Source organism: Pedobacter sp. ok626, assembly GCF_900100435.1.
Taxonomy (GTDB): domain Bacteria; phylum Bacteroidota; class Bacteroidia; order Sphingobacteriales; family Sphingobacteriaceae; genus Pedobacter.
In genome coordinates this window covers 128,448-149,910 of the sequence record NZ_FNEX01000011.1, presented here as the reverse complement: position 1 = coordinate 149,910, position 21,463 = coordinate 128,448, and the positions used below count along the sequence as shown (strand labels likewise).

Here is a 21,463-nt window from a genome sequence, read left to right as displayed (position 1 = left end):
TAATGAATTAATAAACCCCTTACCAGATTTTCACTCTCTTATCAGGAGCAAGATATAATGAATCTGTAGGCTTCACATTAAATGCGGTATAAAACTCAGGAATGTTTCTTACCACACCATTCACCCTAAATTTAGCAGGAGAATGCGGATCAGTACCAACCTGATTTCTCAAATTCTCATCAGTTGATTTATTTAACCAGGCTTGTCCCCAGCCTATAAACACCCTTTGTATACCAGTAAAACCATCCATAACCGGAGCTGGTTTACCATTTAAACTCGCATTATAAGCTCTCAAGGCAATGCTCAAACCACCAAGGTCACCAATATTTTCACCCAAAGTAAAGTTTCCATTCACGCTCAAATCAGGGAAAACTTTAAAGCCACTGTATTGAGCTACCAATGCACTGGTTCTTTTCTTAAACTCTTCCATATCTTTCTTCGTCCACCAATTGCGCATCACACCATCACCATCAAAAGTACTACCTTGATCATCAAAACCATGGCCAACCTCGTGTCCAATTACCGCACCGATGCCACCATAATTTACAGCATCATCAGCATTCATATCAAAGAATGGAGGCTGCAAAATTGCTGCCGGGAATACAATCTCATTCATTGGTGGGTTATAATATGCATTCACCGTTTGCGGAGTCATCCCCCACTCAGAGCGATCAACAGGTTTACCCAGTTTATGAATAGTTCTGTTGTATTCAAATTCTGTAGCACGGAGCTGATTACCATAAAGATCACCTTTAATCACCTTCAAAGTACTGTAATCTCTCCATTTATCGGGATAACCAATTTTTGGCGTAAACTTACTGATCTTCACCAAAGCTTGCTTTTTAGTCTCCGGACTCATCCAGTCCAACTCTTTAATGCTAGACTCGTAAGCTTTTAGCAGGTTTTCAACCAATTTCAACATGCGTTCTTTGGCTACAGGCGGAAAATGTTTCTCTACATATAACTTACCCACCATTTCGCCAAGATTGTCATTCACCACATCTACCGCTCTGCGCCATTGTGGTTTCATTTCTTTAACACCTTTAAGCGTTGTTGCATAAAAGTTAAAGTTTTCCTTATCCAATGCTGTATTTAATGAAGTTGCAGCACCATGAATCACGCCCCATTTCAAATAATCTTTCCAGGTATCAATTGGGGTATTTTTCAAAATTGCAGTCAGATCTTTGGTATAAGCTACCTGCGTAACCACCAAGCTGTCTACACCTTTAATACCACCATCAACAAGCAAAGTATTCCAATCAAAATCAGCAAGTAGCTTATTCAGATCCTTAACTGCATACTTGTTGTATAAAGCTGCCATATCTCTGGTATCTTCCTTTTTCATATGCTTTGAAGCAAGTAAGGTTTCCAAAGCCATGATTTCTTTCGCTTTTTTACCAGCATCAGGTATTCCGGCAATCTTCAACATATTTTCGATATGCAAAACATACTTGTCGCGAATCTCCTTCGACTTTGCATCTGTAAGCAAGTAATAATCACGATCAGGCAAGCCTAAACCTCCCTGCCAGCTATACAGCATATATTTTTTAGGATCTTTGAAATCTTCCATTACCCCAAGACCGAAAGGAATCTTAAAGCCAATCTTATTTGCATAAGCAAAATAAGCGGCAAGGTCTTTATTGGATGTAAGTGCGTCAATTTTCTTAAATTCTGGAGCTAAAGGCGCTAAACCAATCGAATCGCGCACTTTCATATTCATATAAGAATCGAAAAAGTCACCGATCTTCTGTTCTTCAGAACCATCTTTCGATTTAGATTTTGCCGCCGTTTCAATAATAGCTTTTACATCGTCCTGTGTTTTATCCGCTAAAATGGCCATTGCACCAAAAGACGCCTTATCCGAAGGGATTTTAGTATTTTTCATCCAGGTACCATTTACATATTCTGTAAAGTTGTTGCCCGGCACCACAGTGGTATCCATGTTTTTAAGGATAATCCCAGAGTGAAGTTCGCCCGTTTTAACATCGGAATTACTGCATGCAGCCAGGAATAAGATTGTTCCAGCCAGCGCTGGAATCCCTATTGATCTGTTTATTTTTAGCATAAGTTATGAGTTAGTATATTCAAACTTAGTAAAAATTTAACCCTGTTACTGTTTAAGAGCCAGATAAATGTCAACTTCGGCGTCTTCCGGGTTTTGAGCCCGCTCTCCGTATACCTCAAAATCAGACGTATACGCCCTGGGAATCTCGGCATTCCAGATTTCCAACCAGGCATCAAATACTGCGCCTTGCGATAAATTACCCTTAGCAGTACATTTCATGTATGGCCCTTCTTCAATTAACAAACCTGAAAAGCCATCTGGGATATGATCCAGGTTTTCTACCTTGTAACCAATCAACGTCGTATAGGGTTTTGTATAATCCCCCTCATAGGCAGTATACACGCTATAAATATCATTACCCACCCTTCCAGGGATTTTTGAAGCTACATCAATCCTCCAAAATCTTGCCCACAATTCAGGAATATCTTTTGCGGCATGTCCTTCAGCATTGCTGGTTCGTACTGTAATTCCTATAACAGGAAATGATCGGAGTATTTGCTTTTCCATTTTTTGATGATTTATGAAGCAAAAATAAATGGGGTTGTGACAACCCTATGTCAGTGTGAAATTACCTGATCATTATTTAAACTATCCTTCCGAATAGTATCTACCTTTCCAGTCGAAACGGTAGCATCGGTACTTTTAGGCTCTGGAGCTCTTAACCGTATTTTTTGGGTATTATCACAGGCGCTCAGGCTCAAAACCATAACTGCCATAAAGAGGAAACGTTTCATAAAGATTGTCATATTTGTTTTCAAAATTAGACAAAAAACTTTCATAATGTTACAGCACAAATTTAATACTACGCTTATTATCACTTAATTACACCAAGATTACAGTTGACTATAAAACCAAAAAAGTTAGTTCTTATTAACTTATTAGCAATCAATAAGATTGTCGTCTATTCCGTCTAATTTTTTTGTAAAGAAAAATTTATTTAACATTGAGCCCAATAGATCTCCATGCTTACAGACCAATCGGATATGAGTGAAAACGAGGTGCTGCTGACTAAACTCAGAAACGGCGATGAATTGGCGTTTGCACAAATTTACAACCTGTACAGGAGCAAAATGTACATCTATGCTTACAATCTATGTAAATCCTCAGAAACTGCCGAGGAGATCGTTCAGGAAGTCTTTATCAGATTATGGCAAAAGAAAGCGCAAATCAATACGGAATTAAACTTTAGCGCGTACCTCAAAAAAATCACCTTAAACCACGTACTCAATCACCTTAAAAAAGTAGCACGCGAAAAAAGTCTGCAGGACGAAATATTCCATTACATTGAAACCATCCGTAATACGACAGAAGATAACTTACTGGAAAAAGAGCTGCTAAAAACCTATGATGAAGCTATAGAAAACCTACCTCCTCAAAAGAAAATCATCTACCAAATGAGTCGTAATGAAGAAATGAGTCACGATCAAATCGCTGAAAAATTGAACATTTCAAAAAACACGGTAAAAAACCACATGGTTGAAGCTACAAAATTCATCCGCAGTTATGTAAGTAAACATGGAAGCATCGTTTGTTTTATTATTGCTTCATCAAATTATTTTCGTCCCCACTAGTCCCCTCCTCTTTTTCAATTGTATTGTAATAAACGAGCTTCGTAAAAGGGCTCGCTAAATTATCAAACAGTGGAAGAAAAAGAGCAATTAAAACACTTATACAACCTTTACCTGAACAACCAGTGTAGCGCTACAGAACTTAAAAAATTCTTTGAGTTGCTGGATAAAAGCAATATAGATCTGGAACTCCTGGCTTTAATGTCCAACACCTGGGATCAAACAAATGCTTTGCCAGAAGAAGGGCTAATCCCACCATTCCTAAAAACAGAAGCGCAGCAAGTAAAATTGCAGCCTACCAGAAAGCCTTACTTTGGCTTACAAAAATGGATTGGTGTTGCAGCGTTGCTCCTACTATTTACAGGCGCATATTTTTACCGATCGGCCATTACTCAAATATTTAGCTCAGCTCCTAGTTATCAAATAGCCGCAGCTTCAGGTCAACGCAAACAATTACAACTTGCCGATGGCACCAAAGTATGGCTTAGTCCAAACAGTAAGTTAAGCTATCCCGATAAATTTGAAGGAGCCGAAAGGTTAGTCTCACTTGATGGAGAAGCCTTCTTTGAAGTAAGCCATGATGCCAAACATCCGTTTATCATTAAAAGCGGAACAGTAAGTACAACGGTACTTGGTACCAGCTTTAATGTTACCGCATACGCAGAACAACATACCATCGATGTAACACTGGTAACAGGAAGAGTCGCCGTAGCTTTAAATACCGAGAATGATACCCAGCGGGATACGATAACCGCAAATCAACGGATCACGGTGGATAAGATGACATCAAAGCTCACAAAGATGGACTATCCTGATGCCGCAGCCTTCCTGAGCAAGCGATTAGGCTTATATGAATACAAAGGAGCCGTACTTGAGGAAGTTGGCAACGATATAAAAAACCAGTATAACATTAAAATTCAATTTGATCCTGAACTGTCTTCAAAGGCATTTTACGGCAACCTGAATATGACTAATCCACTAAATGAAACCCTAAATAAATTATGTATAGTAATGGAAGCTAAATGGAAAAAAGAGGGAGCACTCTATACAATCACAAAATAAATACCTGTAAAGGCCATAATTTTTAAACACATCAAATCTATATGAAACTAAATGGACAGGTCAGATTTCTGACATGCATCGCCATCGTATTGCTACTATTATTGATCGTACAAACCCATGCATGGGCACAAGACCCGCTTGAAAAGCGCATTACAATAACACTTAATAATGAACCCTTAAAAGCCGCGCTAGATAAGATAACCAGCGTAAGCGGGGTTAAATTCACATACAACGAACAGGTAGCTACCAGTAATATAAAGCTCAATGTAATTGCGAAAGACAGCCCCCTATCGACCATGCTGAAGGATGCATTTACCGGACACCCAATACAGTTTAGTCCTTTAGGTGCAGAAGTATTTATACGTTTTGACCCCGCTAAGGAAAAAAAGCCGGTGGCCGAACCGGCGGCAAATCCGGCGGCAAACCAAGGAAAACGCACTTTAAGTGGTACTATTAAATATGCAAGTACCGGTGAAACCATTATAGCCGCAACCTTGCGCGTGGCAGGAACCAATTATGCAACTTCAAGCAATGAATATGGTTTTTACTCTATTACCCTACCAGTAGGTACTTATAGTATCACTGTAAATGCTGTTGGCACAAAAAACTATAAGACTACAATTGACTTAAGCAAAAACACCAATTTGAACATCTCCCTGCAAGATGATTTAAATGAGCTTGAAACCGTAACCATTACAGGAAACAATGATCGAAGACGTGTAGACAACCCTCAAATGGGAATGGAACGACTAAGTATCAGTGAGACTAAAAATGTACCGGTACTACTCGGAGAACGCGATTTGATAAAAACGTTGCAACTTTTACCGGGTGTTAAAACTTCGGGCGAAGGCAGTGGCGGCTTCTTTGTCCGCGGAGGCAGCGCCGATCAAAATATGATCCTTTTAGACGAAGCACCGGTTTACAATGCTTCACACCTACTTGGCTTTTTCTCCACCTTTAATTCTGATGCCATAAAAAATGTAACACTTTACAAGAGCGGTATGCCTGCACAGTACGGCGGCGGCTTATCTTCGGTACTGGATGTTAAAATGAACGACGGAAATAGCCAGAAGTTTGGCGTAAGTGGCGGTGTAGGACTTATTGCTGCAAGGATTAATGTAGAAGGGCCAATACAAAAAGAGAAATCTTCTTTCTTGATTTCAGCACGAAGAACTTATGCCGATATGTTCCTAAAGCTTTCCAGTGATTCGGCTACTAGAGATGCAAAGCTGTATTTCTATGATGTAAACTTAAAAGCCAATTACATTTTAGGCGATAAAGACAGATTGTTTATATCTGGCTATTTTGGCAAAGATGTATTAGGAGCAGACAATGTAGCAGGTATAAACTGGGGTAATGCCACAGCTACTCTACGCTGGAACCACGTTTTTAGCAGCAAACTATTTTCAAACACATCTGCTATATTCAGCAATTACAATTACAAAATAAAATCTATTGATGATGAAAGTTCATTAAGCCTTTTCTCACAGATCAGAGACTGGAACTTCAAACAAGATTTCCAATGGTATGCCAACGAAAAAAACACATTTAGCTTTGGACTAAACTCGATATATCATACCATTACACCTGGGGAAGTCCAGGCTACCGGTAATTCCGGCCTAATATCGCAAAAGCTTCAAAACCGATACTCGCTTGAGAACGCCGTTTATGCCAGTAACACCTGGAAAGCCAGCAATACTTTGAGTTTTACTTATGGGCTACGTGTTTCGGCTTTTAGTATTCTTGGCGAAGGCGACTACTATACGTTTGACCCAGCAGGTAATGTAACGGGAACAACCAGCTACAAAAGCGGCGAAGTTGTTAAAACTTATGTAAACCTGGAGCCAAGAATAGCTGCTGCCTTACAGGTAAACGGTTCTACTTCCATTAAGGCATCTTATGTTAGGAATGCACAAAACCTGCATCTTATTTCTAACTCAAACTCCGCCTCTCCTACAGATAGATGGGTTGCCAGCACCAATGTGATTAAACCAGAATTGAGTGATCAGGTATCTCTTGGTTATTATAAAAATCTAAATGATGACAATTATGAGTTGACTGTTGAAACCTATTATAAAACCCTGCAAAACCAGATTGACTATAGAAATGGAGCTAATATTTATACCAACCAGCCTATTGAGACTCAATTGCTTTATGGAAAAGGACGAGCCTATGGTGCAGAGTTTTTATTGAAAAAGAAAAACGGCAAATTAACCGGCTGGATTGCATATACCATCTCTAAAACAGAAAGAAAGATTGATGGCATCAACAGTAACAATTGGTACAATGCCCGTCAAGACAGAACACATGACATTTCGTTGGTGAGCATGTACCAACTGAGCAAAAAATGGTCTTTATCTGCCAACTGGGTATTTGCCACCGGAAACGCAGTTACCTTTCCAAATGGAAAATACAAATTGCTTGGACATAGCTATTTCTACTTTTCAGATCGCAATGCTGACCGGATGCCGAGCTATCACCGCCTTGACTTGGGTGCAACACGACAGCTAAAACAAACCAAAAAGTTCTCTTCTGAACTTAATTTTAGCCTTTACAATGCCTATGGCAGAGAGAATGCCTACCGCATTACTTTTAGAGACAACGAAACAGATCCAAACAGAACGGAAGCAGTCAGAACAACCCTATTTAGGTTCGTTCCGTCAATTTCTTATAATTTTAAATTCTAGAATATGAAAACAATAATTCGCATTATATTTTTACTAATAATTTCGGTTCAATGGTCTTGTGAGAAAGTTGTAGACTTAAAATTCAACGACAATGAACTTAAATATGTAATTGAGGGCACCATTACGAACGAACCGGGTAACTGTAAGGTATACATCAGTGAGACCAAAGCGTTTGGCGATGATAACGTTTTTAATGGGATTAGCGGTGCTAGTGTTAAAATTGAAACCAAAGGCAATACAATTGTGTTAACAGAAACAGGAAAAGGCATCTATGAGACGACAGCAATTAATGGCACACCTGGCGAAACCTATAATTTAACAGTTAATATTAAAGGCGAGTTATTTAAAGCCAGCAGCACCATGCCTCAAGCTGTTCCTTTCATGGATTTTACCCTCAAACCAAAAGATTTCGATTCAACCAGAGTTACGCCTATGATAAAATTCAAAGACCCCCTGGAAACTAAAAATTACTATTGGTTTCAACAGTATGTTAACGACAAGCTCCAAAAAAAATATGAAGTAATGAATGATGAGTTCACCACCGGGCAAGAGGTTAACGATTACCTCGTTTTTGAAAACGATACAAAAAACAAGTCTTTAAACTTTAAAAAAGGAGACAAATTAACCGCAGTTATGCATAGCATTGATCCTGCTGTATATACTTATCTATTTAGCTTGTTTGGTGCAAATGGATCAGACAATGGTGCAGCACCAAGTAATCCTCTAAGCAATATAAGTGGCGGTGCACTTGGCTTTTTTAGCGCACATACGGTACAACAAAAAACATTAACCATACAATAATGCGATAGAGATGACTGAATTAGATAAACATATAACCGTAATTACTTTATTCGGCTTTGTTACTTTACTCAGTTTAGTTGAAATGTATTTTAGTTACGCTCACGATAAAAAACTTTATCGTGGGCGTGATACCCTCAGCAATGTATACCTTATGGCGTCCGCATTTATCGTCAATGTAGCGACAAAAGCGGGCACATTCATGTTGTTGGAATACGTTTACAGACATCATCGTTTGTTCCAGATCTCCAACGTTTGCCTTTACTGGCTTGTCTTAATTCTTACTCAGGATTTCCTATATTGGGTTTTACATTATACAGGCCACTATGTAAGGTTCTTTTGGGCAATGCATGTCACCCATCATTCCTCCCAATACTTTAACCTGACCACTGGCTTTAGGTCAACCGTTTTTGAGCCTTTGTATCGTGCTTTTTTCTACCTCCCTTTGGCTTTAATGGGCTTTAATGCTCTCGACATCCTGTTTGCTTACCTCATTACCCAAATTTATGGCAACCTGGTACATACGCAAACCATTGGCAAACTTCATCCTGCATTTGAGTACATTTTTGTAACTCCATCCCACCATCGTGTACATCACGCCAGTAACCTGCGCTACCTGGATAAAAACATGGGCATGGTACTCATTATCTGGGATCGTATTTTTGGCACCTTTCAAAAAGAAGTTGATGAAGAAAAGATAGTCTATGGCTTAACCAAGCAGCCTGAAGATACAGGTGCCGTAAATATCATTTTTCATGAATTTAAAGCTTTAATAGCTGATGTGAGAAAAGCACCGAAACTCCTCGATAAGATCAAGTATTTCATTTATCCCCCGGGATGGAGTCATGATGGCAGCACACAAACTGCTAGAGTATTGCAGCGCCAACTGCCAAAGCCAGGCTAAGCCTTATTGCCCATCACAATCTTACCAAACTGCGTACCTGAGGCCAAATATTCAGCAGCTTCCTGCGCATGGGCAAGTGTTGGAAAAACTCTATCAATCACAGGTTTGATATTGTGTTTTTCTGAATAGGATAGCATATCGGCAAACTCCTGATTACTTCCCAGTGTGGTTCCTAAAATAGAAAGATTTTTCCAGTAAATATGTGCAGGAACGATGCTCTCTATAGGCCCATCCGTACCTCCCCAAAACACCAATCTGCCCCCTGGCTTTAGTACTTCTATCAATTTCGCAAAGCCCTTGCCCGAAGCACTGTCCAAAACTACATCAAACCCATTGGTTAATGCATTTGCCTGTGCAGCCCAATCTTCAGTCTTGTAATTAAAGCCAGCCTTTGCACCCATTGTAATCGCCCGTTCCAACTTACTCGCCGTACCCGAGGTCACATAAACCTCAGCACCTGCCGCAAGTGCATACTGTAACGCTAATAAGGCCGTACCTGCCCCTATTCCAGTTACCAACACCTTCTCGCCCGCTTTAACTTTCCCTTTGGTAAATACGGCCCTATAAGTCGTAAGTCCTGCCAGTGGCAAAGCTGCAGCCTCCTCATCCGTTAAATGTAAAGGCTTAGGTCGGATGTATTTCTGATCAACTGCTATATATTCAGCAAAGGTACCCTGATCAGGGCAACCCATTATTTTAAAATCTGGCCCAAATGCCTCAGGATTATCACCCCAATTGCGTCCAGGATTAATCACCACTTCTCGTCCCAACCACATTGGGTCAGCATTCTCAGCAACTTTTACCACTTTCCCATAACCATCAGATCCAATAGCCAATCCACCTTCAGGCAAAGGGGCCGCAGCATAAATCCCTTTCTGTACCCTAATGTCTCTTTGATTAAAGGAAGAGAATTCAAGTTTAATTAAAACTTCCTGACCCGTAGGCAGGGGTGTTGGTATCTCTTTTAGAGTGTATGGATGGTTATTACCTTCCAGGTATGCTGCTTTCATAATCGTAAAAATACAAATATTACAAATGTGGTTTTACATTTTTACTTTGTAAGGGCAAGGGCACAAATTCTGTTTCGCCGGGCACCGGTGGAAACGACTGTTCCAGCCACATCGCTTTTGCCTCCTCAATCCGTTCTTCCGAGGATGCGACAAAGTTCCAGTAAATGATCCTAGGCTCAGGAAAAGGCTCACCCCCAAAAATAAAGATCGTCGAATTTTCCTGCATATCAAACTCACAAAGCTTACTGTCTTTCGCGACCAAAATTTGTTTTGGGCCAAAAGTATTGCCTTCACTTTCTATGGCTCCCTCTAAAATGTATAAAGCACTTTCACCAAACAGCTCATTACCTATTTTAACCGTTTGCCTGCCAGTGCTTTTCAATTCCAGGAAATAAAGTGGACTGTAAACCGGCACCTCAGACTTCCGTCCAAAAGCCTCACCAGCAATCAGTTTAAAATGAACACCACCTTCTGTCCACTCTGGGAGCCCTTTACCTTCCACATGAAAAAACTCAGGCTCCATTTTCTCCAGCTCCTTAGGTAAAGCTACCCAGATCTGTAAGCCATGCATCATTTTATCAGAATTACGAAGATATTCGGGTGTTCTTTCAGAATGTACAATCCCTTTACCTGCAGTCATCCAATTTACCTGACCCGGTTTTATTTCTACTTCAGTACCAATACTGTCGCGATGCATAATACTTCCTTCAAAAAGATAAGTGAGTGTGGATAATCCAATATGTGGATGTGGCGGGACATCCAAACTTTCGTTATCACTCATACATATCGGACCCATGTGATCTATAAAAGCAAAAGGGCCAACCATACGTTTCTCCTTGAAAGGCAAGAGGCGCCCCACCATAAAACTGCCTATACTCGCCGGGCGTTCTTCAATAATCAGATTGATATTTGACATAAAAATTGATCTAAACTCTAATATACCACAAATGCCAGAATTTTAACGCAATTGTCCCAATGCATTTACATCCTTTCTTTTAAAGTACAAGTCTATTTCAAAGTGATTTCTTGGATCATGCTTAATGCGCTCAACTTTCTCGACAACCCCAGACTTAGCTTTAACAACAAGTCTGTTCAGCTGCCTGATATATTTTTCAAAAAGCGGGAATTGCCCCTGTGATTTTAATTTATCAAAATCAACATCCAGATAAAAAAAGTAAGGCGTGCTTTCCGTCAATTGCGAAGTAACCGCCTGCTGATCTGTACTCAATAATATGCCAGTTTGGTTATCTTTGGCATAAAACTTATACAATGGAAATAGCTCCTTATTAACACGACTGTTATTAATGATGTTTGTTCTAGTTAGATAATTCAACAATCCAGTCACGTTGCCTGCAATAACACCGTTTACACCGGGCACTTTTACCACACGGGGAGTTAAGGTTTCTTCCTTTTCAAAATCATCGTTATACTCATAAGTGATTACGGTATCGGCCTGATTTACCGGATTCACCATTTCCATATCAAAATACCCATTACAATATTTCAGTAAGCTATCCGGATATATTTCATAGTCTTTAACCTTAATTCGGCCAAAGCTTTTATTCAGAGACGGATTGACATTTAGCCAGGTTTTTACGATAGCATCTTTATCAAAAACACGGTGGCTAAAACTATTTCCGTTTACTGTAAAACCGTTTAAGCTAAAGTCTCCCTCAACATGAAGTTGCCCATCTTTAAAATCTCCAGTCCCTGTGTAATTTCCAAGAACACAAGCCAAATGTGATTTTAGCGCCTTAAGCCTCACAATTTTTTGATCTTTATCAGATAGTAGATTTCTCTTATTTAACAAATCAGTCAAAACATCCTGTACATTTTCGCCATTAAAAGCGTATCCCAGAGCAAATGTTTGCGCATTAAAGGCAATAGTAAGTCGACCATTCGCAGATCTTCCACTTAGATACTGCCCTTCATTTTTCAATGTAGTGATGCCCAGCCTTTGTTTTACAAACGACTTAAGCAACAACGAGTCTGCTACGGGCATGGTACAAAAGTAAGTATGAGCAGATTTGGATTTTACCGTATACACAAAAATCTGCGAAGGTATATTTAAGCCACTTTCAATTGAACTCGCTTTTTTACTTCGATAATAGGATAGATTGCTAAGGTAGTCCATCGCAAGATCACAGTATAGCTGATCAGCATCAACCTTAACTATAAGTTCTGCATCTGCATGTATAGTGTCCTTATAGGCATAATATTTCCTTAGCGACAGATAGCCGAAAAAAGCTAGCAGCAGTATTAGTACTGCTGCCAAGATTGTTGCTATGCGCTTAAAATTATTTCTTTGCGTCTTCAATAATTGATAAAAGATATTTTAAAGCATTCGGTTGATTAGCGGGAATATCCATACTCATTTGTGCAGATAATACATTCCCTTTGGCCGGATTCGAGTTCATGTAAATATCGCCCAATGCATTCAGTACACGATTAGTCTTTTCTAGCTTTTCAGCACCTCCAAATTCTTCGGAAGGGATCTTTCCCGACAGTTTTTTAGCACTGAAATAAGCAGCATAGTTACTACTTAACAACATCTTCTTGTTCTTAGCAGAAACCTTTGCGACTGATCTGTCCGAAGCAATATTATCCATTTCCATTTTATTGGTGCCGAAGAAAACAATATTGTCTTTTATCGTAAAGTAAAGTGCCAAAGGACTTTTAGGGATACTCAATTCATAATATCCCGAGCCTTTTTTAACAAATTCTTTTTTTACGCCATAAGCAATCAGTTTATCAATCAATCGGGTATCTTCAGAAGAGAACATCATTAAAAAATCTGGCAAGGTCTCCTTTTTAGTCTTCATCACTTCTTTACTTTCAAAGTTCTCTTCGTTGTACTCGTACGACTTGTAGCTCACCTCATTTTGTGAAAGACCATTAAAGATGAACAGTGCATCTCCTTTAACTACCTTCCCTATTGCTTCTTCGTCCAATAAAAGAGAGAATAGATCTGTAGCCATACCTATTTCATCAGCATATACAGAGCCATAAATTTTGGACATCAACCTAGGGTATTCTTCAAGATATGCCTTCGTATCCACTGCATAGCCCAAATAGCCAATCATACGATCTTCATTCACATATTTCAAGAAACGTTTGTTTAATTTTCTTTTGTGCACCTTTTTAAAAACAGTAGCTATTTCATCGCTAAAGGTCATGCTACTGGTCATCCGGATAGATTTATCTTCCAGGTAAAGCTTTACATTTCCGCTTCCATATCCATTTAAAAAGCCCAAGCCTTTTAAATAAGTTGTAGGCACATAAGTATTGAAAAGCTTATCCACACCAGAAACCCAGATAGTAGCTTCAGCCTTAGGATCAATATTTTTTACAAAATCGTTATTGTTTAATATGGATGTTTTATCGGTACCAGCAAAAAAATCATCCACCATACGTTCTGTCCATCTGGCTACAATTGATTTCTTTTGGTCTTCATTTTTGAAAAAAGGATCAGATGAATATGCTTCCGCTGTATCAACCACAACCGAGTCTTGCATCCCCATTTCCACTGCTGCTGGTTCCGCATATTCGACAGCTATAGTATCAGCTGCTAAACTATCAACTGCGGCAGCCGCACTATCAATTGCAACAGAATCAGCTATTGGATAAGGGTTAGTTAATCCAAAACGCTCCATCACTTCAGGCTTCGAAAAGTACTCTTTTTTACCTCTGGCTATTACAAACAAAAACATTTCCCCATTCCACCGAGCTACTTCGGTAGAATCAACATTGTAATAATATCTCACATTACCTTTTACACTAAACTTCTGATCAGCTTGTGTATACAGTTTGTCAACTTGTGCTGCGTTTTTAACAGGAGCAAGGAAACAGTTATAAGTTACGCTGTCGTTGCTCTGGTTAAAATAATAAAATGAGGAAGCAAGGTTAAAACCCAAATCCTCTATAGTAGTATAAGATTCGCCTGATTTTTTTGCCTGTTTTGCCAATAATTCTTTTCCAAGAAACGAATTATTAAATTCGGTTAAAGACATTAATTCCGTTAGATTTTTACCTTGGATGGTCGCTACGGCAAGTGCATTAGAAGGGATTTTATGCACAAGATCTTGTGCGCTGGATGTAAATGTAAGACCGGCTAAAAGTAATGCTGTTAAGCATCTGAAAAAAGAATTCATAGTAAGGATAAATTAAATAGAAACGTTATTTTGTTATTGTAATGCGGTTGGATAAATCGGTTTTTCCATTTATTAAACCGAGAATACCCGTATTAAGCATAACTGCTTTTTTTGATTTTGATATTTTTGCCAAAGGATTTGTACATAGCACTACAGGCTGTTCGAACCTATAAATACTTACATAAGTAGCATCTTTAAACACCTTTTTAACTTCAGGTTTTAACTTATTGTATTCCGCTATAGCCTCCTTGGTATGCTGATAACTGCGTTGAAAAAACTTGATTTTTGGATTGTAGGTATAAGAAGAGTTATTAAGCCCTTTTATCTTTAATTTTTTGAGGACATTTTGATTTACATTGTCAATGTTCGCTATATCTTTAAAAGCAAAGGATACACTCACAATGTAATTTTCAAAATCAACCTTCTTTTGAACATTGCTTATTCCCGGAGATTTCTTTAGATAGGCAACAACTTCGCCAAGTTCCTTTTGGATGGTTTGCTTGGACGGCACTTTATATCCTTGTATGCTATCCATTAGCATAACTGAGGCTACTTTTGTCTTGCTGGCACTAAGATTTAGGGTCAGATTAACCGTACCGGAACCCGCATCAGTGAGATTAATTTCTTCAATAATCTGAAAACAAGAAGAAAAACAGAGTAAAACGAAAAGGGAAAATAGGTATTTATACTTCGAAAGCATTATTTTGATGTCTTTATAGGTGGGGCAAAGATATCATTTTACAATATAAACACCTACCCTCCAACTAGAATTTATAGGTTAAACCTGCACCAAAGATCTGTTTTACCTGCAAGTCTTTATGCCAATCCTCTTTAACGCCGTTTACTACTTTCGTAATCATAGTCTTGTCATCGTAAATCATTTGCACACCGGCATTAACGGTTACAAACTTATTCACCTTCATAAACAGATTAGCAGTATAATCAGTATAAATATTTTGTGGCTTATCCAGATAGTTAGAATATAGCTTTAGTATATTCTCAAAACTAATGTTTTCCATCAGATTCACTTTATAGTAAGCATCCAATGATGCACCGAACTCGAAACGTACGTTCTTTCCGGGATCAACACCAAAAGCAGGCGCATCCTTATTCAAGTCATCATCAAACACCATCACTACTCTTGAAGCTACAGGTGAGAAATTGACCCTAAAATTATCAGATTTTTTATAGGCAATACCAGGCCCGAATGTCAGGTAAGCCGGAGCAAAAGCGTTGGATATTGTGGTTCTTTCGTTTCCGTCATAAGTATAACCTTTTGCAAACTGCGTCTGGAAGTTGGCATAAAAAGTATAAAGCCAGTACTGAGCAGCCTTATAACCTAACAAACTATTCAAGATAAGTCTGTCGTCGTTTTTACGCATCCCAATACCATCCTGTTTACTTATTCCATAAGCTGCAATAGCCTTATTATCCCAACTCCATTTGTCCTTTTTGTAATTGAAATCGTAATTTAAAATCAAATTTGCGGCAAGAGAATTTATACCACCTGCTGACCAGTTAGAGAAAGAACTCTGGTTGACCAGAAATGTATTCTCGCCATGAATAGTCCAGTTTTTAGTCGTGTCAATTTTGGGTGTTTCCTGACTATAACCTAATAGGCAAAATGTTACAAGAATAAGTGATAGTAGCGTTTTTTTCATAGTACTGAGATTAGATGGTTGTTAAACGATGTCAAAATCATACTTTTGAGAATAATTTATCCCAATTCATGAACAATAGTTATACCAGAATAATTTTATTATCAATTTGTTTAACAGGCATCCTATTTTCTCTTTTTACAATATTGTTCACTACTTTGGGCGTCTTATCTTTTAATGTCAACCTTTTAACCGGAGCAGTTATTGCAGGCCTGCCTATTCAAATCATCCTACTTTCCTTTATTATTCCTGCCTTTGGGTTATACACATATCGTTTTTTAAATACCAAGTTTCCCAATAATAATCCCGAAAAGTTTAGTCTATCGGTTAGTAACCTGATGCTAGGTATATGTATTGCCTTTTTGTTTTTCGGTTATCTTAAATTGTATACGGCAACTACTTTTTTTGTAGCATTAGCCCTATTACTTTACATAGAGTATAAAAACAAGCTGAGGTTTATGTATCGCTTTTACAGAACCTATTTTGTTTTGTTGATCCCCTTTTATATAGGCTGCCTGATTGTTAAAAAACAATCCTTCCTTGTATTTAATGAAAACGCTTCATTGAAATTATACCTTGCGTACCTGCCAATTGAGGTTTATTTCTACTTTATGGGAATGCTCTTAATGACAGTGTATTTGTTTGAGCTTTTCAAAAGCAAAATGGTCAAAGTTGATGGATAATTTACCACTGTACTCCAAACAACAGCTGGCATTACGCAATGGGCAAGATAAGCCACAAATATGGGTAGCTTACAAAGGCTTGATTTACGACGTTACAGAAAGTAGACTCTGGCGCAATGGCAAACATTACGAACATTGGGCTGGACAGGATTTAACAGAAGAATTATCAGATGCCCCTCATACAGAATCGGTATTTGAAAAATTTATCGTGATCGGCAAACTGAATGTATAAAAAATGGCCATTCATTATCTGAATAGCCATTCTTAGAAAGATCTTTGATCGGGTCGTTATGCTTCGATTGTAAAAGAGCTTAAGCTTACGAATTCTTGAACACGCGCAGCAACTTCTTCATCCGTAAGGTTTACAATTTTCTCAATTCCAAACTTCTCTACACAGAAAGAAGCCAAGGCAGAACCGAAAATAATTGCATTCTTCATGTTATTGAAGTTAACCGTACCTACCTTAGCCATATAGCCAATAAAACCACCCGCGAAAGTATCACCTGCGCCTGTTGGATCAAAAACTTCTGCTAATGGAAGTGCTGGAGCCGAGAAGATTTTATCTTCATGGAACAATAAAGCACCATGTTCACCTTTCTTAATGATCAAATACTTTGGCCCCATTTCCAGGATTTTCTTAGCAGCCTTTACTAAAGAATATTCTCCGGATAGCTGACGCGCTTCAGCATCATTAATCGTCAACACATCTACCATTTTAATCGTTTCCAACAAATCTGGCATCATAATGTCCATCCAGAAGTTCATTGTATCCAAAACGATCAACTTAGGTTTGTTTTTAAGACGCTTGATAACCGTTTGTTGTACGATCGGAGTTAGGTTACCTAACATCAAATACTCACAGTCTTGATAGCTCTCTGGAATAATCGGATCAAAATCAGCCAATACATTTAGTTCAGTAACTAAAGTATCTCTGCTGTTCATATCATTGTGGTATTTACCTGACCAAAAGAATGATTTTTCACCTTCTTTTATCTGCAATCCTTCGGTATCAATCCCGTGTTCAGTAAAAGTATCGATGTCCTTTTTTTCGAAGTCATCACCTACAACACCAACAATTTTGACTTTATTATAGAAGTAAGAAGCAGCCAAACTAGCGTAAGTTGCAGCTCCACCTACGATTTTATCTGTTTTTCCGAAGGGAGTTTCTATAGCATCGAAGGCTACAGTTCCTATGATTATCAGGCTCATATAAATTAATTGAATATTTTTTAAAATTATTTCACTGCAAATATTGCATAAATAAATTAAAACCCCTAATATTGCATTCCCAAAACGAACAAACGTTTTTCCTCTTTAAGAGATCAAAAACAACGTTTTGGCAACCAGCACTCCTTCTTAGCTCAGCTGGTTAGAGCATCTGACTGTTAATCAGAGGGTCGCTGGTTCGAGCCCAGCAGAGGGAGCCAAATACAAAGCCTTTCAGTGAAAACTGAGAGGCTTTTTTGGTTTTAAACGAAAACCAAAAATCCGGGTCCACGAAAAATTTGGCTTGAAAATCCACTGATCAATGATCTACACGCTTATAATTTTAGACAGATACCTATTTGAAAATGAGGCAGAATAATCCTATTGGATTTTTATTTTACATTTATTTTCGTCAATCTAATGAAAAATCCTTAATATTGCACTCCGAAACGAATGAGCGTTTTTCTTCTTTAAAGGATCAAAAACAACGTTTTGGCAACCAGCACTCCTTCTTAGCTCAGCTGGTTAGAGCATCTGACTGTTAATCAGAGGGTCGCTGGTTCGAGCCCAGCAGAGGGAGCCAAATTACAAAGCCATTTCTATGCAGAAATGGCTTTTTTTTTATTTTACTTAATTTTCATTTTATAAAGAGAGGTCGTTGTGGTAATAAACAATGTATTTTTATCTGTATCTCCAATAGTTATTGATATTGGACGCTCTTTTAGCATGATTCTTTTAACTTCTTTCCCGTCTTTATTATAAACGTAAATCTGTCCGTCAGCGATGTACAAATTTCCATCGCTATCCACAACATTGCTATACTGGCCTTGTGGTTGTGATTCTTTTAAGTTGATTAATCGTCCGTCGGCTGCGACATCTAGTTTAACGGTCACTTTGTCAATTTCCCGCGCTATATAAACTGGTTCAGATTGACCAGGAGTTACCGATGTTAACGCGGCAGATCTTCCTAAATCATAGGTTTCAGGTATAATAGTTACACCATCTGGAGCCACAAAGCTATATGCAGGCATGCTTTCAACCGTTTTATTAAAGTCACCTCTCCATCTGCTTGATGGATGGATAACTCTCTTTACGCCCTTAACCTGATCGGTCTGCATCCGGATCATTGGCTGCATAGAAGCATCTGGGTTAGTAGGATCAATCGAATACGCCAATGCAGTCCACCCACTATTTCCCCATCCGCTATACATCGGATTATCATCCGGTACACGAGCAACGGTTTCCTGTTTTCCATCTACTAAATAACCTGGCTGCGGATCATACCTAAAAACAACAAGCAGATTGTCTTTTGTATCTGTACTCATCGTGAAGGGTTTCCAAGGGTAATCTGCGATTAGCGAAAGAGATTTTGTTTCAGCCGACCATTTATAAATCTTCTTCAATCTGTTTTCTCCAAAATAAACATTTCCTTTACTATCGCTTGTAGCACCTGCAGCAAATTCAAATCCCGATACTACCTGCTCAATAACACCAGGCCGATTACTAAACAAACTATTCCCTTGCTCTTTGCCGGTAACCAATAAACGTGCAAAATCCCATTCATAAACCGGAATTTGCTTATTTACATCATAAACCGGAATTTCGATTACAGGTAATATCTGGGTGTAGTTATGCATATTACGGAAATCGATATGCTCACTGTTCCAGAGTCGTATACCAAATTGTTTTGGTGCGGATGCGCGGATCACCCTGTACATCCATAAGTTAGCAAACATCAGATCTTTACTATTGGAAACTTCGAGCATAATGTTATCCTTTCCTTCACGGCCTTCCTCTTCAAACTGGAAGGCATATAATTTCCAGTTTGAAACATTTTCAAACCGGGCTTCATTTCGGACATGATGTTCTAATGACATTGCATATACTCTTCCCGGTGTAGAAGTATGGCTCACATAAAATCCACTTGCCGCATACGTATTTGCCGTCCAAACATCTTTTATCGTTCCGCCTCCGTTGTTCGTTACCCAAAGGCTCCAATATTGATTATCCCAGGCTAGATCCAGCCCTTGTGCACTAACAGGATTTGAGGGAGAACTGACTCTGGAAGCATTTGCATTAAACCTACCACCTTGACCTCCGCCACCTTGAGGTGCTCCAGGAGCATTTGTGGTATTAGTTACCTGGGCAGGTTTCTTCATTGTACCATGTCCACCCACAAACTTAACATCATTTATCATAGAATTTTTAGAAGCCATCCATTTAAGCCCAACGGCGCGGTAATTATAAGCACCTGTACTAATGCCTATTCCATTTATAATATCATCCCCGCCTTCGGACGACTCGACCACGGCCTGTGGAGTTCCAAATCCACTAAAAGCAGTTTCACTCTCATTCAATACGAACTGAGTTCCAAATGGGTGCAGCCCAATTAACTTTGTTCCTGAAGCCATTTTTAACGTTTTTGTGAGGCGGTACCAGCCTTGCGGAACATATATATTCTTATGCATGGCAATTGCATTTTGGAATACCTGCGTATCATCCGTTTCACCATCGCCCTTGGCACCTAAATCCCGAATATTAACCCAGGTAGTCATAGATGGAAGCGGCAAGATGTCCATGGTCATCTTTTTAGGGAATACAGCAAGTGGCTCAATTACGCGGATTGTTTGAAAACTAGATGGGCTGGTCATGTCGGCCATAACAAGACCATACGTAAACTCTTTTACCTTATATTGCTTTTGAGTTACAGTTTCTTTTTTTCCGCTTTGCCTATACTTAACTAATTGCGGCACATTATTGCAATCAACATTTATAAGGTTGACTTGAGAGAAGGCATTATTTTCTTTACTCACGAGAATTCCCGCTTGAGATACATTTTCAAAAAAAGAATTCTCAATAAAAAGCTTATCAACTCTACCCTCCTGCATTTCTACAACAACAGGTATATTTTTAGCATACATATTAATGATGGTTAGTCCAGCTTCACGTGTTTGAATTGCAGCTTTTTTCTGCCCCTCGAAGTAAGTATCTACCATCATCATTGGCCACCCTGGCGATGTTCTGGATGAACTAATACCATATTGACCGCCATAGAATTTCACATTTTCCATTTCATTTCCAACATCATATATGCCGGCTTTTCCATTCCCTATGTTTAAAATAGAATGACTAATGAAGCTATGCTGGGCAAAATGGGATCTGATAGCAACGGCTTCTGGATTCCCACTCTCGATCCGGAAATCAATGTTAGATAATGCGCTATAAAATGTTCCTGCGCCAGCGTCAACTGGCGCTCCGCCTTCCTCAACAAGACCATTGGTAAACCAAATCATATAATTCTGTTTATGCTGATACCCGGGAGTCTTCTTTCCTAAAATAAATTCAGGCCGTTTTTTACCATAACCAATTAACCTGATCGCTGCGGGCACGTGAATAGTTTTACTTAAAAGGTATTTTCCTTCTGGGATAAATAGTATACCAAAATTTTTAGTCCTTTTGAGTTCATTAATTGCTGATTGAAGCGCATTAGATATGTCCATTTTGCCATCTCCCTTAATCGCGTATTTTTCTGGAGTAAAGAAGAAGGCCTCAGGATCGTGAGGTTTTTGTGTATATACTGAAAGATCATTTGCATTGGCGTTCATAACGAATCCAAATGCAACTAACAGCCATAATAACCCATATACTTTAATTTGTTTAATATTTTCCAT

At 38.8% G+C, this 21,463-nt stretch carries 18 protein-coding genes and 2 tRNA genes; 9 read left to right on the top strand and 11 right to left on the bottom strand.

Annotation, left to right across the window (positions count from 1 at the left end; all coding sequences use genetic code 11):
- Positions 1–19 precede the first annotated feature (19 nt).
- Genes BLS35_RS16040 through BLS35_RS27865 form a run of 3 tightly spaced genes read right to left on the bottom strand, consistent with a single transcriptional unit; the run spans position 20 to position 2,799 of the window.
- On the bottom strand, positions 20–2,065 hold the full coding sequence (locus tag BLS35_RS16040; protein ID WP_090782862.1) for a M13 family metallopeptidase: 2,046 nt from the start codon (positions 2,063–2,065) through the stop codon (positions 20–22).
- A 45-nt stretch (positions 2,066–2,110) separates the two neighbouring features.
- Positions 2,111–2,572 (bottom strand): GyrI-like domain-containing protein, encoded by a 462-nt coding sequence (locus BLS35_RS16035; protein WP_090782860.1) that lies wholly within the window; start codon positions 2,570–2,572, stop codon positions 2,111–2,113.
- A gap of 50 nt (positions 2,573–2,622) precedes the next feature.
- Positions 2,623–2,799 (bottom strand): putative periplasmic lipoprotein, encoded by a 177-nt coding sequence (locus BLS35_RS27865; RefSeq protein ID WP_165973328.1) that lies wholly within the window; start codon positions 2,797–2,799, stop codon positions 2,623–2,625.
- A gap of 249 nt (positions 2,800–3,048) precedes the next feature.
- Here BLS35_RS27865 and BLS35_RS16025 point away from each other — a divergent pair, with 249 nt between their 5' ends.
- From BLS35_RS16025 to BLS35_RS16005, 5 genes are all read left to right on the top strand, one after another.
- Positions 3,049–3,636, top strand: a complete 588-nt coding sequence (locus tag BLS35_RS16025; protein WP_165973327.1) for an RNA polymerase sigma factor — start codon at positions 3,049–3,051, stop codon at positions 3,634–3,636.
- A gap of 69 nt (positions 3,637–3,705) precedes the next feature.
- Positions 3,706–4,695: a FecR family protein gene (locus BLS35_RS16020; RefSeq protein ID WP_090782852.1), complete on the top strand. Its 990-nt coding sequence runs from the start codon at positions 3,706–3,708 to the stop codon at positions 4,693–4,695.
- Positions 4,696–4,736: 41 nt separating this feature from the next.
- Entirely contained in the window at positions 4,737–7,382 is a 2,646-nt protein-coding gene (locus BLS35_RS16015) for a TonB-dependent receptor (protein ID WP_090782849.1), read from the top strand.
- Positions 7,383–7,385: 3 nt separating this feature from the next.
- On the top strand, positions 7,386–8,183 hold the full coding sequence (locus BLS35_RS16010; RefSeq protein ID WP_090782846.1) for a DUF4249 domain-containing protein: 798 nt from the start codon (positions 7,386–7,388) through the stop codon (positions 8,181–8,183).
- A 10-nt stretch (positions 8,184–8,193) separates the two neighbouring features.
- Positions 8,194–9,084: a sterol desaturase family protein gene (locus tag BLS35_RS16005; protein ID WP_090782844.1), complete on the top strand. Its 891-nt coding sequence runs from the start codon at positions 8,194–8,196 to the stop codon at positions 9,082–9,084.
- On the opposite strand, the gene BLS35_RS16000 is transcribed toward BLS35_RS16005, so the two are convergent.
- The 6 genes from BLS35_RS16000 to BLS35_RS15975 form a co-directional block, all read right to left on the bottom strand.
- Positions 9,081–10,094, bottom strand: coding sequence for a zinc-binding dehydrogenase (locus BLS35_RS16000; protein ID WP_090782842.1), 1,014 nt, complete (start codon positions 10,092–10,094; stop codon positions 9,081–9,083). The genes BLS35_RS16005 and BLS35_RS16000 overlap by 4 nt on opposite strands.
- A gap of 19 nt (positions 10,095–10,113) precedes the next feature.
- On the bottom strand, positions 10,114–11,010 hold the full coding sequence (locus BLS35_RS15995; protein ID WP_090782839.1) for a pirin family protein: 897 nt from the start codon (positions 11,008–11,010) through the stop codon (positions 10,114–10,116).
- Between the two features lie 42 nt (positions 11,011–11,052).
- Positions 11,053–12,369, bottom strand: a complete 1,317-nt coding sequence (locus tag BLS35_RS15990) for a hypothetical protein (protein WP_132226008.1) — start codon at positions 12,367–12,369, stop codon at positions 11,053–11,055.
- 22 nt (positions 12,370–12,391) lie between these two features.
- Positions 12,392–14,245, bottom strand: a complete 1,854-nt coding sequence (locus BLS35_RS15985) for a hypothetical protein (protein ID WP_090782834.1) — start codon at positions 14,243–14,245, stop codon at positions 12,392–12,394.
- 25 nt (positions 14,246–14,270) lie between these two features.
- Positions 14,271–14,945: a hypothetical protein gene (locus tag BLS35_RS15980; protein ID WP_254778932.1), complete on the bottom strand. Its 675-nt coding sequence runs from the start codon at positions 14,943–14,945 to the stop codon at positions 14,271–14,273.
- A gap of 64 nt (positions 14,946–15,009) precedes the next feature.
- Positions 15,010–15,906 (bottom strand): DUF3078 domain-containing protein, encoded by an 897-nt coding sequence (locus tag BLS35_RS15975; RefSeq protein WP_090782831.1) that lies wholly within the window; start codon positions 15,904–15,906, stop codon positions 15,010–15,012.
- Between the two features lie 14 nt (positions 15,907–15,920).
- Between BLS35_RS15975 and BLS35_RS28390 the strand changes: the two genes are divergently transcribed.
- A complete protein-coding gene (locus tag BLS35_RS28390; RefSeq protein ID WP_371328249.1) occupies positions 15,921–16,586 on the top strand; it encodes a lycopene cyclase domain-containing protein in 666 nt (221 codons plus the stop codon).
- Complete coding sequence (locus BLS35_RS15965; RefSeq protein ID WP_090782827.1) at positions 16,579–16,818, top strand: cytochrome b5 domain-containing protein; 240 nt, start codon at positions 16,579–16,581, stop codon at positions 16,816–16,818. Before BLS35_RS28390 ends, BLS35_RS15965 begins: the two co-directional genes overlap by 8 nt.
- Positions 16,819–16,874: 56 nt before the next feature.
- Here BLS35_RS15965 and BLS35_RS15960 read toward each other — a convergent pair whose 3' ends face one another.
- Positions 16,875–17,795, bottom strand: coding sequence for a PfkB family carbohydrate kinase (locus BLS35_RS15960; protein WP_090782825.1), 921 nt, complete (start codon positions 17,793–17,795; stop codon positions 16,875–16,877).
- Positions 17,796–17,936: 141 nt separating this feature from the next.
- On the opposite strand from BLS35_RS15960, the gene BLS35_RS15955 reads away from it, so the two are divergent.
- Both BLS35_RS15955 and BLS35_RS15950 read left to right on the top strand, forming a co-directional pair.
- Positions 17,937–18,013 (top strand) — tRNA-Asn (locus BLS35_RS15955).
- Positions 18,014–18,298: 285 nt separating this feature from the next.
- Positions 18,299–18,375, top strand: a tRNA-Asn gene (locus tag BLS35_RS15950).
- A 43-nt stretch (positions 18,376–18,418) separates the two neighbouring features.
- Here BLS35_RS15950 and BLS35_RS15945 read toward each other — a convergent pair.
- Positions 18,419–21,463, bottom strand: a complete 3,045-nt coding sequence (locus BLS35_RS15945; RefSeq protein ID WP_207909125.1) for a glycosyl hydrolase family 28-related protein — start codon at positions 21,461–21,463, stop codon at positions 18,419–18,421.